This is a genomic window from Tenacibaculum profundi (genome assembly GCF_052050075.1).
Classification (GTDB): Bacteria; Bacteroidota; Bacteroidia; order Flavobacteriales; family Flavobacteriaceae; genus Polaribacter.
The window spans coordinates 3,028,985-3,043,766 of sequence record NZ_CP197225.1 but is presented as its reverse complement, the minus strand read 5'-3'; the positions used below and the strand labels follow the sequence as shown (position 1 = coordinate 3,043,766).

The window sequence follows — 14,782 nt, the reverse complement described above, 5'->3', positions numbered from 1 at the left end:
ACTAAAATATTTAGAGATGACAAATCTTGATGCGAAAACGATTTCGATAGACAATCTTGGTATAAAGAATGCCATTGTCCGTTATCAATTGACTTCAGACGAGTTACATGATATTACCATCGAAAAAGAACAAGGAGAAAACACAAGCTTTGGAGCTCTGGCTGTAAGAACAGGTGAATTTACAGGTCGCTCTCCAATGGATCGCTTTATCGTTAAAGATGACATAACTAAAGATGAAGTCTGGTGGGGTGATATTAATATTCCTTTTGAATCTGAAAAGTTCAATAAATTATATGATAAGGTAACCAGCTATCTTTCTGGTAAAGAAGTTTTCGTAAGAGATAGCCTCGCTTGTGCAGACAAAAACTATCAGCTTAACATAAGAGTCGTAAACGAATACCCGTGGAGTAATATGTTTGCGTATAATATGTTTTTGCGTCCTACAATTGAAGAATTAAAGAATTTTTCTCCAGAATGGACAGTTATTAATGCTCCTGGATTTATAGCCAATCCTGATGAAGATGGAACTCGTCAACATAATTTTGCTATTTTAAATTTTACCAGAAAAATTGCTTTAATAGGTGGTACAGGGTACACTGGAGAGATAAAAAAAGGAATTTTTTCAGCCTTAAATTTTATTTTACCTGTTTTTAAAAATACATTACCTATGCATTGCTCTGCAAATGTAGGTAAAGAAGGTGACACCTCCATTTTCTTTGGGTTATCTGGAACAGGAAAAACAACATTATCAACAGATCCTAATCGTAGCTTGATTGGAGATGACGAGCATGGATGGACTTCTGAAAACAGTGTATTTAATTTTGAAGGAGGTTGTTATGCTAAGGTAATTGATTTATCAGAAGAAAAAGAGCCAGAAATATACGGAGCTATAAAAAGAGGAGCTATATTAGAAAACATAGTTACTAATGAAAAGGGAATCGTTGATTTTTCAAATACGTCAATAACTCAAAACACTCGTGTAAGTTACCCAATACATCATATAGAAAATATAAAAACCCCTTCAATAGGAACTAATCCAAAAAATATTTTCTTTTTAACTGCTGACGCGTTTGGTGTATTGCCTCCGATATCCAAATTAACACCTGGTCAAGCAGCCTATCATTTTATTTCAGGATATACAGCCAAAGTAGCGGGTACGGAAGCCGGTGTTACTGAACCACAACCAAGTTTTTCTGCTTGTTTTGGAGCCCCTTTTATGCCATTACATCCAACTAGATATGCTGAAATGTTAAGTAAGAAAATGAAAGAAACAGGTGTAAATGTTTGGCTAGTAAATACAGGGTGGTTTGCAGGACCTTATGGAGTTGGAAATCGAATGAAACTAAAATATACTCGTGCCATGATTAACGCTGCTCTAAACGGTGGTTTACCCTCAGAAATCACATACGAAGATTACCACATTCATTCTATTTTTGGATTGGCGCAGCCTAGAAAATGTCCAGGAGTACCATCAGAACTATTAAGTCAACGACAAGCTTGGAATGACGATAATAAGTATTACAAAACAGCACATAAGCTAGCTGACTCATTTAGAAAAAACTTCAAACAGTTTGAGGAGTTTGCCAATGAAGAAATTTTAGCAGGTGGACCTCCAATAATAAAAAAATAATAACAAAGAAGCATCCTTAAAAGGATGCTTCTTTTATTTACATTCTATTTTTTATCTTTTGTTAAAAGATTATTTTTTAGTTTCGCTTCTGGATTAAGATTAAATTTCAAAAAGATCTAAAGTTTAACTAAAAGACGTACATGACTATACAGGGAAATATCGTAGATATACAAAATAGAAGGATATTTAAAGGAGAGCTAGAAATTAAAAATGGCATCATTAACTCAATCAAAGAGAAACAACATGCTAACGAAACTTATATAATTCCGGGGTTTGTCGATGCACACATTCACATTGAAAGCTCAATGCTAGTTCCTTCAGAGTTTTCAAAAATCGCTTTAACACACGGAACTGTCGCTACTGTTTCTGATCCTCATGAAATAGCCAACGTTCTTGGTATTAAAGGTGTTGAATTCATGATTGAGAATGGGAAAAAAGTACCTCTAAAATTTAATTTTGGAGCCCCTTCTTGCGTCCCTGCAACATCTTTTGAAAGTGCTGGGGCAGTCATTAACTCAGATGATATCAAAAATATGATGGCTAATCCAGATATTAGGTACCTAGCAGAAATGATGAATTATCCAGGAGTTATTCATAAAGACGAAGAGGTATTAAAAAAAATTCATTGGGCTAAATATTATAACAAAACTGTTGATGGGCATGCACCTGGTTTAAGAGGTGAAGAACTTGACAAATATATTCAAGCTGGTATTTATACCGATCATGAATGTTTTTCTTATGAAGAAGCTCTTGAGAAGCTTCAAAAAGGAATGAAAGTCATTATAAGAGAAGGGAGTGCTGCAAAGAACTTTAACGCTTTAATTGACTTATTACCGGAACATTACAAAAACATGATGTTTTGTTCTGATGACAAACACCCTGATGACTTACTTTTAGGTCATATCAATCAACTATGTGAAAGAGCTGTTCAAAAAAATATTGATATTTTTAAAATATTGCAAGTAGCCTGTATTAATCCAGTAAAACATTATGGACTTGATGTTGGGCTTTTACAGAATGGAGATAAGGCTGACTTTATTATTGTTGAAAATCTTAAAAATTTTAACGTATTAAAAACCTATATTAATGGCGATCTTGTAAGTGAAAACGGAAAATCATTTATTAAAGATATTCCTTTTGAAATTCTGAATAATTTTACTGTTGAAAAGAAAAATCAAGAGGAGTTTGAGTTTCATTCATCAGCGGATAAAATTAGAGTTATTGAAGCCCTAGACGGGGAACTAGTAACTAATGAAGTCGAGTTAGACTCCTTAACCGAAAATGGAAACTTAGTTTCTAATATAGAAAAAGATATCCTAAAGATAACCGTAGTAAATCGTTATGAAAACACACAACCCTCAATCGGTTTTATAAAAAACTTTGAATTAAAAGAAGGAGCTATCGCTAGCTCTGTAGGGCATGATTCTCATAATATTATTGCAGTAGGTGTGTCTGATGAAATGATTTGTAAAGCGGTCAATTTATTAATAGATAATAAAGGTGGTATATGTGCTGTTACTAAAAATATATCTGAAGTTGTTCCGTTGCCAGTTGCCGGTATTATGAGTGATAAACCTGCGGAAGTAATAGGTGAAGCATATGCAAAACTGGATGTTATCGCTAAAAAAATGGGTTGTACACTTAAAGCACCTTATATGACTTTATCATTTATGGCTCTTTTAGTAATTCCTTCCTTAAAATTATCTGATAAAGGACTTTTCAACGGAAATACATTTCAATTTACATCCATAGAAATTAAATAACCTCTTCTAGAAGGTCTATTTATGAACACTAGTTTGAAAATGTATGTAATATATTTAGAAAAGTTATTGATTCAAATATAATTACTAAAAATATATTTAATTAGCTTTGTTAACACGAAATCAGATCATTTGACTACAGAAAAAATTATACTAGGGATTGACCCAGGAACCACTATTATGGGATTTGGAATTATAAAAATAATTGGAAAAAAAATGGAGTTCATTCAAATGAATGAACTTATTTTAAAAAAATATGAGGATCCTTATTTAAAATTAAAACTAATCTTTGAGCGAACAATCGAACTAATTGACTCTTATAAACCTGATGAAATTGCCTTAGAAGCTCCCTTTTTCGGGAAAAATGTTCAGTCAATGTTAAAGCTCGGTAGAGCTCAAGGAGTTGCAATGGCAGCTGGACTTTCAAGACAAATACCCGTTACGGAATATTTGCCTAAAAAAATAAAAATGGCAATTACTGGTAATGGAAATGCAAGTAAAGAACAAGTAGCCCTAATGTTAAAATCTTTATTAAACCTAAAGTCATTACCTAAAAATCTCGATGCTACGGATGGTTTAGCTGCAGCTGTGTGTCATCACTATAACTCGGGAAGTAAAATTGGTGGTAAAAATTATACAGGGTGGGCCGCATTTATCAAACAAAATCCTAAAAAAATAAACTAAGCAAAAAATCTATTCGAAAGAGTCGCTATAAAAATATTTAATACGCTGAAAACCTAAATATATCATTATTTTGTCTGGAATATATATACACATCCCTTTCTGTAAACAAGCTTGTTATTATTGTGATTTTCACTTTTCAACTTCTTTAAGAAAAAAAGATGATCTTATTTCTTGTTTAATAAAAGAGTTGGTTTTACGAAAAAATGAATTAGTAAATGAAACTATAGAAACTATATATTTTGGTGGAGGTACGCCCAGCTTGCTATCACCTAAAGAGATTCAACTAATAATTAATACAATACAACAAAATTATTCACTAAAAAATAATCTCGAAATAACGCTCGAAGCTAACCCTGATGATTTAACAAGTAAATTCGTTGATAAAAAAGCACAAGATATCTTCAAAGAATATATGTCTGTCGGAATTAATAGATTGAGTATTGGTATTCAATCTTTTTTTGAACAAGACTTACAAATGATGAATCGAGCTCACAACGCTATCGAAGCTAAAAACTGCCTAACCTTAGCTACTAAATATTTTGAAAACATAACAATAGACTTAATTTATGGAATTCCTAAAATGAGCAATCAAAGATGGAAAGAAAATTTAAGTATCGCTTTTGATTTCGGTATTAAACATATTTCTTCTTACGCTTTAACAGTAGAACCTAAAACTATTTTAGACAAATTTATTCGTAATGGAAAATATCCCTCACCTAAAGAAGAAGTAGCTAAAGATCATTTTGATATTCTAATAAATGAAACTCAAAAAAAAGGGTTTATCCATTATGAAATATCTAATTTTGGTATTCCCAGATATTTTTCAAAACATAACACTAGCTATTGGCTTGGTAAAAAATACTTAGGTATCGGACCATCTGCACATTCATTCAATAAAATACAAAGAAGCTGGAACGTATCAAACAATATAAAGTATATAAAAGATATACAAGCAAATAAACTTCCTTCTGAAATAGAAAAGTTAAGTGTAAAAGATCAATTTAATGAATATATAATGACTGGGCTCAGAACTATTTGGGGAGTATCTTTAATAAAAATAAGAGAAGAGTTTGGCGAAATGAACTATACTCAGCTTATCAATAATGCTCAAAAATTCATCAATGAAGGCTTACTTAACATTGAAATTAACGAGGCTGGTAAAAAAATTCTTAAAACTACAGAAAAAGGCAAATTCCTTTCAGATGGTTTAGCTAGTGATTTGTTTATAATTTAATTATTTTTAAGCACTTATGATCGCTATAATAAAATACAAAAATAAAACATTCAAGATTGATTTATCAAAACCACTAGATATTTCAATTCCTATTGATATGTCTAAACCAAATATTAACGCTTGGTACTTGGAAGATCCTCAAATAAAACCTGTAAAGTCCGGTAACTGGACTGGAAATGTTGCACAAGGTGGTCCAGTTAATTTTAATAATATAGTATTTAACCCGCATGCACACATAACACATACCGAATGTGTTGGCCATATCACAGAAAAAATACATTCTATCAATAAAAACCTATCATGTTATTTTTTCATTACCGAATTGATAACTGTCGAGCCTCAACAACAAAAAAATGGAGATTTTGTGATTACAAAAAAACTCATAATAGAAAGTATCAAAAATACAAATATTGAGGCATTAGTCATTCGAACCATACCCAATTCAGATAAAAAAACTTTTGCCAGATACTCTAATACAAATCCACCTTATTTATCCTTAGAAGCTGCCGAATATATCAAAAATATATCCATAAAACACTTACTTATTGATTTACCTTCTATAGATAAAGAAAGAGATAACGGTGAATTATTAGCACATAATGCCTTTTGGAATACCAAAAAAAACATCAGGTTTGATGCAACTATTACAGAGTTTATTTATGTCTCTAATACTATTAAGGATGGAGCCTATGTTTTAAACTTAATGGTTGCTCCTTTTGAAAATGATGCTACACCCAGTAAACCTATATTGTACAAAGTACAACAAGAAAATTAATTCATCTCTGAAAAACAACAGAGAGAAAAAAATTATCGTATTTACCGCTCTCTTAAGACTTAATCACCTGATAATATTTATATCTAGTATAATATTTCTTAAAAGCTTATTCGGATCTCATTTTTATAATTCAGCTCCTTTCTTTCGATTAAATATGTATAATTGTAAATGTTTCTTTTTAGGGATCTCAGGAGTTATTAGTCGAGATTTACTTTATGTTTCATCTACCCTCTAAATCTAAAAAAAACATACTTTTCAACTTTTAAAAAAAGTCCATTTTCACTTATCATATGTTAAATTGAATTTATTTTTAGGTGAATAGCACCTATATTTTATTCTATGAATGGTGATAAATAAACGATGGATCGATCATTTTAAACTTTAAAATACTAATATTTATGTCATAGAGTACTATTTCAGCATAATAAGTTATCGATAAGTCATAAGACAAATCGATAAAACGCACCAAATTACTATAACAACTAAAGCTTCATTAATATAGAGAGTTCACTTATTGGACTGAATAATAATGAAATTCATGTTAAAACCTTGTAATCAGAAAGTTTTCTTTCTCTAGTATCATTCTGACCAAGTGATTATTCTATTTTTTTAAAGTTTTAGATAAATTCAACTTTTAGGGAGCCATTATTAATTAGTATTTTAATATTCCTCTCTTTATAAATAACTTATATATATTATACATTTAAAATTTAAGCCAAATGAATATTCTCAATATTTATAAACAATTCTGCTCATTTATTTATCGTAAGTATCTGCGGGCTTATTACGTATTATAAATATTTCAACATAAATTATAACAATACTAAAAAGTCCGACGCCAGCGTAGAGCTTTTTTACTTTCAGACAATTACTTAAAATTAATTTAAAAACTATGAAAAAGCTCTACTCTAGTTATATTGGTACATTTAAAGGACTTTCAAGAGAGGTTTGATGGCTAGCTTTGATTATTCTTATCAATAGAGCAGGCACGATGGTTATTCCTTTTCTATCACTTTATTTAACCAAAAAATTAAACTTTTCTCTTTGGAATGTTGGTTGGGTAATGACATTTTTTGAAGTCGGCTCTGTCTTCGGTTCATGGATAGGTGGACAAATGACGGATAAAATAGACGCTTTTAAAATAATGAAATTTAGTTTATTTTTAACAGGGATATTATTTTTTGCGCTTCAATTCGTAACTTCATTTATTAGATTTCGCTTTGGTATTTTTTTGTGATACTAATTGCAGATAGTTTTAGACCAGCGATGTTTGTTCCATTAAATAGCTATAGTAAACCTAAAAACAAAACACGTTCATTAACATTAATTAGATTAGCTATAAATCTTGGATTTTCTGCTGGTCCAGCTATTGGAGGATTGATCATAACATCGTTTGGATATATAAGTTTATTTTGGATTGACGGCATTACTTGTTTACTTGGCTCAACCTTATTAGTTAAAGTTTTAAGTCCTAAAAAATCAAAAATTACAGATAAAACAACCACTAAAAACCCGCAATCTGTGTTTTCGGATAAAATCTTTTGATTTTTCTTTATTTCAATGTTTTTGTTTAGTTTTATATTTTTACAATATTTTTCTACTGTACCTCTATATTACAAAAATAGGCATCATTTATCGGAATCAGAAATTGGTATTTTAATGGAGCTGAATGGTTTTTTAATTTTTATCCTTGAAATGCCTCTAGTTAAATGGCTAGAGGACACAAAGTATAGTAAAGTGTTTTTAATGTTCATTAGAGTATTTTTAACAGGAATCAGTTTTACTCTTTTAAATATTACAAACTGAACAGGTATTTTAATTATTGGAATGCTTATAATGACCTTAGGAGAAATGATTACTTTTCCTTTTTCAAATGCATTCGCTTTGGAAAGAGCTAAAAAAGGAAAGCAAGGAGAATATATGGCATATTACAGTATTGCTTTTTCTGCTTCACGTATATTTTCCCACAATTCAGAAATGCAACTTATTCATAAAATGAGCTATAACAGTACATGGAATATTATGATATTACTATCATTGCTAGGTATGTCTTAATTGATAATCTTAACACATCTCACAAAAAGAGAACATTATAAGTTAAGACCTAACAATAGTTCAAGTAAATAAAGGCTAATGTTATCAAGATGATTGAATCTTATGTAAAATAGAAAAAATACACATTGTAGAATTAATTAGCCACGAGAAAGTTTATATTTGAAAAAGAAAACTAGAAAAATAATACTATTAAAATGGATATAACAGGCGCTCAAAAACAAGTAGACAACTGGATTAAAAATCATGGAGTTCGTTACTTCAATGAACTTACAAATATGGCACAACTAACTGAAGAAGTTGGTGAGGTTGCTCGAATTATAGCGCGTCGTTACGGTGAACAAAGTGAAAAAGAAAGTGATAAGCAAAAGGACTTAGGAGAAGAATTAGCTGATGTTATTTTCGTTGTTCTTTGTTTGGCTAATCAGACAGGAATTAATCTTCAAGATGCTTTTGATAAAAAACTTAACATCAAAGCTAAACGAGACCATGATCGCCATCATAATAACGAAAAACTAAGATAAATGAGCATATTAAAAAAAATGCAACAACCTTTATTTTGGAGAAATGTAATTAGAGTAACGATTCCTTTTTTTATTTTTGTCACTCTCTTTTCTTTAGTTTTTACAAACTCTAAAGATATTTTCTCCGGAAATTTTAATAATGTATATGAAATCAATTTTTCTAATGGAAAATGGATTCGTTTTTGGGGCTTCAAAATAATTTTTAGCTTTATTTATGGAATTTGGATTACTAATAAGAAAATGACCTAATTATCATGAACTTACAACTACAAACACAAAACTCTACGATTCAAGCCAAAATCTCAGTATCAGGATCAAAAAGTGAGTCGAACAGACTTTTAATTTTACAACAGTTATACCCTAACTTAGAAATTGATAACCTCTCTGACTCTGATGACACAAAACACATACAAGAAGCGTTTCTCTCAACTAACGAAATAATCAATATTGGTCATGCAGGAACTGCAATGAGATTTTTAACAGCTTTTTTTGCTTCTAAAGAAGGCGTTATAAAAATATTAAAAGGGTCTGAACGAATGCACAACCGCCCTATAAAAGTTTTAGTAGAGGCTTTAAGATCTTTAGGTGCTAATATTTCTTACCTTGAAAAAGAAGGATATCCTCCCTTAAAAATTATTGGACAGAAACTAAAAAAAAATCAAGTCGCTATAAATAGTAATGTAAGCAGTCAATATATATCTGCTCTAATGCTTATTGCCCCTAGTTTACCAAATGGTCTAAATATTAAGTTAACAGATAAAGTAACATCTGTTACCTACATAAAAATGACATTGAATTTAATTAATCAACTTGGGGTTGAAACCAGTTTCAAAGACAATTTAATTACTATAAATCCAAAATCGAATATAGTAAATCAAGTAGTAACAGTAGAATCAGATTGGAGTTCAGCATCTTATTTTTACTCGTTAATAGCTTTAAGTAAACTCAATTCAAGTATTACGTTAACAGCATATAAAGCAGATAGCTTGCAAGGTGATGCTGTTTTAGGTGAAATATATGAACATTTCGGTGTAAAAACGTTTTTTAAAAAAAATAGTATTACACTGATAAAATCCTCTATCCATTCAAATAATACATTAAGTATAAATTTAAATAACGCTCCTGATATTGCACAAACAATTGCAGTTACGTGTTTTGGTTTAGGTATTTCATGTTCTTTAACAGGATTGCATACATTAAAAATCAAAGAAACGGATAGATTAGAAGCTCTTAGAGAAGAATTAACTAAACTTGGAGCTATCATTAAAGTAACTGATAATAGCTTAGAATTAAAAGCAAGTAATAAGATTAACAAAAATATAGATATTAAAACCTATAATGATCATAGAATGGCTATGGCTTTTGCTCCTCTAGCTTTTAAAACGACATTAAAAATAAATGATGCTGAAGTCGTAAGTAAATCTTTTAGAAATTTTTGGATTGATATGAGTAAAATTGGATTAAAAGTTGAAAAGATATAGTTATTAATCAAAGATACGTTTTTAACAAAATGGTTTCATCAAAATAAATATAGAATAGCTTGACATCCCCCCTATCGATATTGTATATTTGCCCCTCGTTTAGAAATTTTTACAAATGAAATTATCGAATTTTGATTTTGACTTGCCAAAGGAATTATTGGCAGAATACCCTTCAGAGCATAGAGACGAGGCACGTTTAATGGTGTTAAACCGAGAAAAACAAACAATTGAACATAAATTATTTAAAGATTTAATCAATTATTTTGACGAAGGTGACGTAATGATGCTTAACAACACCAAAGTTTTCCCTGCTCGTATGTTTGGGAATAAGGAAAAAACAGGTGCACGAATTGAAGTATTCCTTCTACGAGAATTAAATGCTGAAAATAGATTATGGGATGTTTTAGTAGATCCTGCTCGTAAAATCAGAATTGGAAATAAATTATTTTTTGGTAATGATGATAGTTTAGTAGCTGAAGTAATTGATAATACGACATCACGTGGAAGAACTTTACGTTTTTTATTTGATGGATCATATGAAGAATTTCGTCACAAATTAATTGAGTTGGGTGAAACTCCTTTGCCTAAGTATATCAAAAGAGATGTTGAGCCAGAGGATGAAGAGCGCTACCAAACAATATTTGCAAAACACGAGGGAGCTGTTGCGGCACCAACCGCAGGATTACATTTTTCTAAACACTTAATGAAACGTCTAGAAATCAAAGGTGTTGATTTTGCTGAAATGACATTACATGTTGGTTTAGGTACTTTTAATCCTGTAGAAGTAGAAGACTTGTCCAAACATAAAATGGACTCAGAACAAATCATTATACCTGACGAAAGTGCCAACATTATAAACAGTGCTTTAGATAGAAAACGAAGAGTTTGTGCGGTCGGAACGACAGTTATGAGAACTGTAGAATCTTCTGTATCTGCAAGTAAACGGTTAAACCCTTACAATGGGTGGACAAATAAGTTTATTTTCCCTCCTTATGACTTTAGTATAGCAAATTGTATGGTTACTAATTTCCATACACCAAAATCAACCCTATTAATGATGATTTCAGCATTTGCAGGTCATGACTTCGTGATGGATGCCTATAATGAAGCAATTAAAGAAAAATATAAATTTTATTCTTACGGAGATGCTATGCTAATAATATAAAGCAGCCAAATATTTAAAAATATGATCAACTGGTAATCCTCTAAGATTACCAGTTTTTTATTTTACCTTTGCCATAACTTTCAACTTTAAGATAATAAATTGAATAAAAAAAAAGACATTCGTTCACTAAGCAAAGAACAGCTAAGGGAGTTTTTCGTTTCAAACAATGATAAGGCTTTTAGAGGAAACCAAGTTTATGAATGGCTATGGAGTAAAGCTGCACATAGCTTCGATGACATGACAAACCTTTCTAAAATTACAAGAAAGATGTTAGACGAAAATTTCGTTATTAATCATATTGAAGTTGATTCCATGCAACGTAGTAATGATGGAACCATCAAAAATGCAATAAAACTGCATGATGGATTAATTGTTGAATCTGTCTTAATTCCCACAGAAACAAGAACAACTGCTTGTGTATCTAGTCAAGTCGGATGTAGTTTAGATTGCAAATTTTGTGCAACAGCTCAATTGAAACGAATGCGTAATTTAAATGCAGATGAAATATATGATCAAGTTGTAGCAATTGACAAACAAAGTAAAATTTATCATAATCATAAATTATCAAATATTGTTTTCATGGGGATGGGAGAACCCTTGATGAATTACAATAATGTACTCAAGGCTATTGATAAAATTACATCTCCTGAAGGACTAGGAATGGCAGCAAGAAGAATAACCGTTTCTACTTCAGGGGTTCCCAAAATGATAAAGAAAATGGCTGACGATGAGGTTCGTTTTAATTTAGCGGTGTCACTTCACTCTGCCATTGATAGTGTTAGATCCTCTATCATGCCATTTAATACTCGATTTCCCTTAAATGATCTGAAAGACTCATTAGAATACTGGTATGCTAAAACAAAAAGAAAAATCACATATGAATATGTAGTTTGGAATGGAATCAATGATAGAAAAGAGGATATTGATGCGTTAGTTTCTTTTTGTAAATATGTGCCCTGTAAAGTGAATTTGATTGAATACAATCCTATTGATGATGGTCAGTTTCAACAAGCTTCTGAACGGACTTTGAATAATTATATTTCAAACCTTGAAATGAATGATATTATTGTAAATGTAAGAAGATCAAGAGGTAAAGATATTGATGCTGCTTGTGGTCAGCTAGCTAATAAGTCATAGTCAAATAAATTTGGAATAATAATTCTCATTAAAATTCTTTTACACAATCATGTAAAAGAAACATCTCTATGAACGAAATATTTCAACTTCATTTTTGAATAAACTTAATTATCAAAAAATCTTCATCCCCTTTTAAATATTTTAAAATATAGAAAGAGGTTAACTTATAAAACACATAAATACAATCAAGTGTAAATTTATTCTTATTTTTGTTCGTCGATATGAAGCCCGTAGAGCAAATTAAAATACCCATAGCTAAAGAGATGGAACTCTTTGAAACAAAATTCAAAGACGCCATGATATCTCGAGTTCCATTACTAAACAGAATTACCTACTACATTGTAAGACGAAAAGGCAAACAAATGCGCCCAATGTTTGTTTTTTTAGTAGCTAAAATGGTTTCCGATGGAGGTTTTGATGAGAGAACTTATAGGGGAGCATCTGTTGTAGAATTAATTCATACAGCAACTTTAGTGCATGATGATGTTGTTGATGATAGTAATCAACGAAGAGGTTTTTTTTCAATTAATGCACTTTGGAAAAATAAAATTGCTGTTTTAGTTGGAGACTTTTTACTTTCAAAAGGACTTCTTTTATCTATTGATAACGAAGATTTTGATATATTAAAACTCATTTCAATTGCTGTACGTGAAATGAGTGAGGGAGAACTGCTACAAATTGAAAAAGCCAGAAAGCTAGATATTACAGAAGAAGTATATTTTGAAATTATAAGACAAAAGACTGCTACTTTAATCGCTGCTTGTTGTGGTATTGGCGCAGCATCAGTTGGCGCTAATAACAAGACTGTACAACAGATGCGAAAGTTCGGCGAATACATTGGAATTGCTTTTCAAATAAAAGATGATTTATTCGACTATACAGAAGATAAAATAGGTAAACCAACAGGCATTGACATAAAGGAACAAAAAATGACTTTACCTCTAATTTATACACTGAACAACGTTTCTAAAAAAGATAGGAACTGGTTAATCAACTCTATAAAAAAACATAATCACGATAAAAAAAGAGTCAAGGAGGTTATTTCTTTTGTAAAAAAGAATGGAGGTATAGAATATACTATGAATAAGATGCATAGTTACAAAAGCAAAGCTATAGCAATCTTAAATAATTTTCCTAACTCCGAATATAAAAATTCTTTAGTAAAAATGATTGGTTATGTAGTCGAGCGTAAAATATAAAGCATATCAAATTTTGTTACCATAAAATAATATTCATTTTTCACCAAACTATGCTGTCACACCTCCCACATTCTTTTGCATAGTAAAAAATGTGTTTTTTAATTATATAATGTTCTTCAGCAGATATGTTTTTACTTATATGAATTTGTAGAAAATAATTTAAATATTAATTCTTTTACATCTTCATAAGTTATATCTGCATTATTTTCGTTGAAAACAACTTGTTCAATAAAAAATATTTAAAACAAAAAAAAAGTATTCCACTCTATATCTATGACTAAAGTAAAAACCTACTTATGAAAGTAAATTTTTACTTTAATTCCTCTTCCTTCTTATATCAATCATCTCACTATTTAGCTACATATATCGTTCGTTAATCTAAAGAATATGTTTTTTCGTATTAAGAGAAATATATTTAATATATAGTTAATTTTTTGTATTTCAATTACTGAAAAGAAGTAAAAAACAGGGGACCGTTTTTACTTCTTTTCTTTTTTCTGGATTTTATAACTATTGAAATAATAAAATAGAGGTGTAAAAGATATCGTGCATGGATCAATACAAATGTACTATTCGTAAATCTAATTTTGTTAAAGATTGTAATTTATGTCATCACATAGAGAGTCCTATCATACCTCAATACTTTATTTCACAAGATAAAGTTTGGACTCCGCAAGGAATTTACTATTATTTTTGAGATAAGCACTTTTACTAAAAGCACTTCTGCTCTTCAGATGGCAAGACGTTTAAATATTAATTAGACATACCTCTTCGTTATTTATGTGTAAAATTGATTAGCTATTTCTAACAGTGAGAAGCATCCTATTGTAGGAGATATTTTGGTTGATAAATTTGTATAGGTAAAAAAGATTTGAAACAAAGGAAAAAGCAATGATGATAGGAAGAAAAAAAGTTGTTTTAGCAATAAAAAAAGGAGATACGAGAGGAGTCAAATACACCTATTTTAAAACCATAGACAATTATTTATCAGATGAATTACACAAAATATTTGTGAGTCACATGGACACAAAAGCCAATGTAACTAAAAATAGATGGACTGGATAAAAGCCATTAAAAAAGGAGTATAATATTACTCAACTAAAAAGTAATTGCTTTATTTTTTTTAAGATTAACACCATCA

At 30.3% G+C, this 14,782-nt stretch carries 15 protein-coding genes; all 15 read left to right on the top strand.

Translation table 11 applies throughout. The features are described from left to right. Positions 1-16 precede the first annotated feature (16 nt). The gene (gene pckA, locus ACSIGE_RS12415) at positions 17-1,630 is read left to right on the top strand and encodes a phosphoenolpyruvate carboxykinase (ATP) (protein ID WP_440880190.1); all 1,614 of its coding nucleotides are present in this window, start codon (positions 17-19) and stop codon (positions 1,628-1,630) included. Positions 1,631-1,770: 140 nt separating this feature from the next. Then, a complete protein-coding gene (ade, locus tag ACSIGE_RS12410; RefSeq protein WP_440880189.1) occupies positions 1,771-3,393 on the top strand; it encodes an adenine deaminase in 1,623 nt (540 codons plus the stop codon). A 129-nt stretch (positions 3,394-3,522) separates the two neighbouring features. Next, complete coding sequence (gene ruvC / locus ACSIGE_RS12405; protein WP_440880188.1) at positions 3,523-4,074, top strand: crossover junction endodeoxyribonuclease RuvC; 552 nt, start codon at positions 3,523-3,525, stop codon at positions 4,072-4,074. Between the two features lie 70 nt (positions 4,075-4,144). After that, entirely contained in the window at positions 4,145-5,308 is a 1,164-nt protein-coding gene (gene hemW / locus ACSIGE_RS12400; RefSeq protein ID WP_440880187.1) for a radical SAM family heme chaperone HemW, read from the top strand. A 16-nt stretch (positions 5,309-5,324) separates the two neighbouring features. Continuing rightward, on the top strand, positions 5,325-6,083 hold the full coding sequence (locus ACSIGE_RS12395; RefSeq protein WP_440880186.1) for a cyclase family protein: 759 nt from the start codon (positions 5,325-5,327) through the stop codon (positions 6,081-6,083). Positions 6,084-7,044: 961 nt separating this feature from the next. Continuing rightward, on the top strand, positions 7,045-7,320 hold the full coding sequence (locus tag ACSIGE_RS12390; RefSeq protein ID WP_440880185.1) for a hypothetical protein: 276 nt from the start codon (positions 7,045-7,047) through the stop codon (positions 7,318-7,320). Then, complete coding sequence (locus tag ACSIGE_RS12385; protein WP_440880184.1) at positions 7,317-7,628, top strand: MFS transporter; 312 nt, start codon at positions 7,317-7,319, stop codon at positions 7,626-7,628. The genes ACSIGE_RS12390 and ACSIGE_RS12385 overlap by 4 nt, the downstream gene beginning before the upstream one ends. 291 nt (positions 7,629-7,919) lie before the next feature. Beyond that, on the top strand, positions 7,920-8,138 hold the full coding sequence (locus tag ACSIGE_RS12380; protein ID WP_440880183.1) for a hypothetical protein: 219 nt from the start codon (positions 7,920-7,922) through the stop codon (positions 8,136-8,138). Between the two features lie 194 nt (positions 8,139-8,332). Continuing rightward, positions 8,333-8,659: a nucleotide pyrophosphohydrolase gene (locus ACSIGE_RS12375; protein ID WP_440880182.1), complete on the top strand. Its 327-nt coding sequence runs from the start codon at positions 8,333-8,335 to the stop codon at positions 8,657-8,659. Continuing rightward, a complete protein-coding gene (locus ACSIGE_RS12370) occupies positions 8,660-8,908 on the top strand; it encodes a hypothetical protein (RefSeq protein WP_440880181.1) in 249 nt (82 codons plus the stop codon). Positions 8,909-8,913: 5 nt separating this feature from the next. Continuing rightward, positions 8,914-10,140, top strand: coding sequence for a 3-phosphoshikimate 1-carboxyvinyltransferase (locus tag ACSIGE_RS12365; RefSeq protein WP_440880180.1), 1,227 nt, complete (start codon positions 8,914-8,916; stop codon positions 10,138-10,140). A gap of 115 nt (positions 10,141-10,255) precedes the next feature. Beyond that, complete coding sequence (gene queA, locus ACSIGE_RS12360) at positions 10,256-11,305, top strand: tRNA preQ1(34) S-adenosylmethionine ribosyltransferase-isomerase QueA (protein WP_440880179.1); 1,050 nt, start codon at positions 10,256-10,258, stop codon at positions 11,303-11,305. Between the two features lie 99 nt (positions 11,306-11,404). Then, the gene (rlmN, locus tag ACSIGE_RS12355) at positions 11,405-12,442 is read left to right on the top strand and encodes a 23S rRNA (adenine(2503)-C(2))-methyltransferase RlmN (RefSeq protein WP_440880178.1); all 1,038 of its coding nucleotides are present in this window, start codon (positions 11,405-11,407) and stop codon (positions 12,440-12,442) included. Positions 12,443-12,663: 221 nt separating this feature from the next. Further along, complete coding sequence (locus ACSIGE_RS12350; protein ID WP_440880177.1) at positions 12,664-13,641, top strand: polyprenyl synthetase family protein; 978 nt, start codon at positions 12,664-12,666, stop codon at positions 13,639-13,641. A gap of 891 nt (positions 13,642-14,532) precedes the next feature. Next, positions 14,533-14,706 carry a hypothetical protein gene (locus ACSIGE_RS12345; RefSeq protein WP_440880176.1) on the top strand — a complete coding sequence of 58 codons (174 nt, stop codon included), beginning with the start codon at positions 14,533-14,535 and terminating at the stop codon, positions 14,704-14,706. Positions 14,707-14,782 lie beyond the last annotated feature (76 nt).

What these genes read in the sequence shown, in the direction of transcription:
- pckA (WP_440880190.1), top strand. Translation starts at nt 17, where the DNA reads ATGACAAATCTTGATGCGAAAACGATTTCGATAGACAATCTTGGTATA.
- ade (WP_440880189.1), top strand. Translation starts at nt 1,771, where the DNA reads ATGACTATACAGGGAAATATCGTAGATATACAAAATAGAAGGATATTT.
- ACSIGE_RS12395 (WP_440880186.1), top strand. Translation starts at nt 5,325, where the DNA reads ATGATCGCTATAATAAAATACAAAAATAAAACATTCAAGATTGATTTA.
- ACSIGE_RS12380 (WP_440880183.1), top strand. Translation starts at nt 7,920, where the DNA reads ATGACCTTAGGAGAAATGATTACTTTTCCTTTTTCAAATGCATTCGCT.
- ACSIGE_RS12375 (WP_440880182.1), top strand. Translation starts at nt 8,333, where the DNA reads ATGGATATAACAGGCGCTCAAAAACAAGTAGACAACTGGATTAAAAAT.
- ACSIGE_RS12370 (WP_440880181.1), top strand. Translation starts at nt 8,660, where the DNA reads ATGAGCATATTAAAAAAAATGCAACAACCTTTATTTTGGAGAAATGTA.
- ACSIGE_RS12365 (WP_440880180.1), top strand. Translation starts at nt 8,914, where the DNA reads ATGAACTTACAACTACAAACACAAAACTCTACGATTCAAGCCAAAATC.
- queA (WP_440880179.1), top strand. Translation starts at nt 10,256, where the DNA reads ATGAAATTATCGAATTTTGATTTTGACTTGCCAAAGGAATTATTGGCA.
- ACSIGE_RS12350 (WP_440880177.1), top strand. Translation starts at nt 12,664, where the DNA reads ATGAAGCCCGTAGAGCAAATTAAAATACCCATAGCTAAAGAGATGGAA.
- ACSIGE_RS12345 (WP_440880176.1), top strand. Translation starts at nt 14,533, where the DNA reads ATGATGATAGGAAGAAAAAAAGTTGTTTTAGCAATAAAAAAAGGAGAT.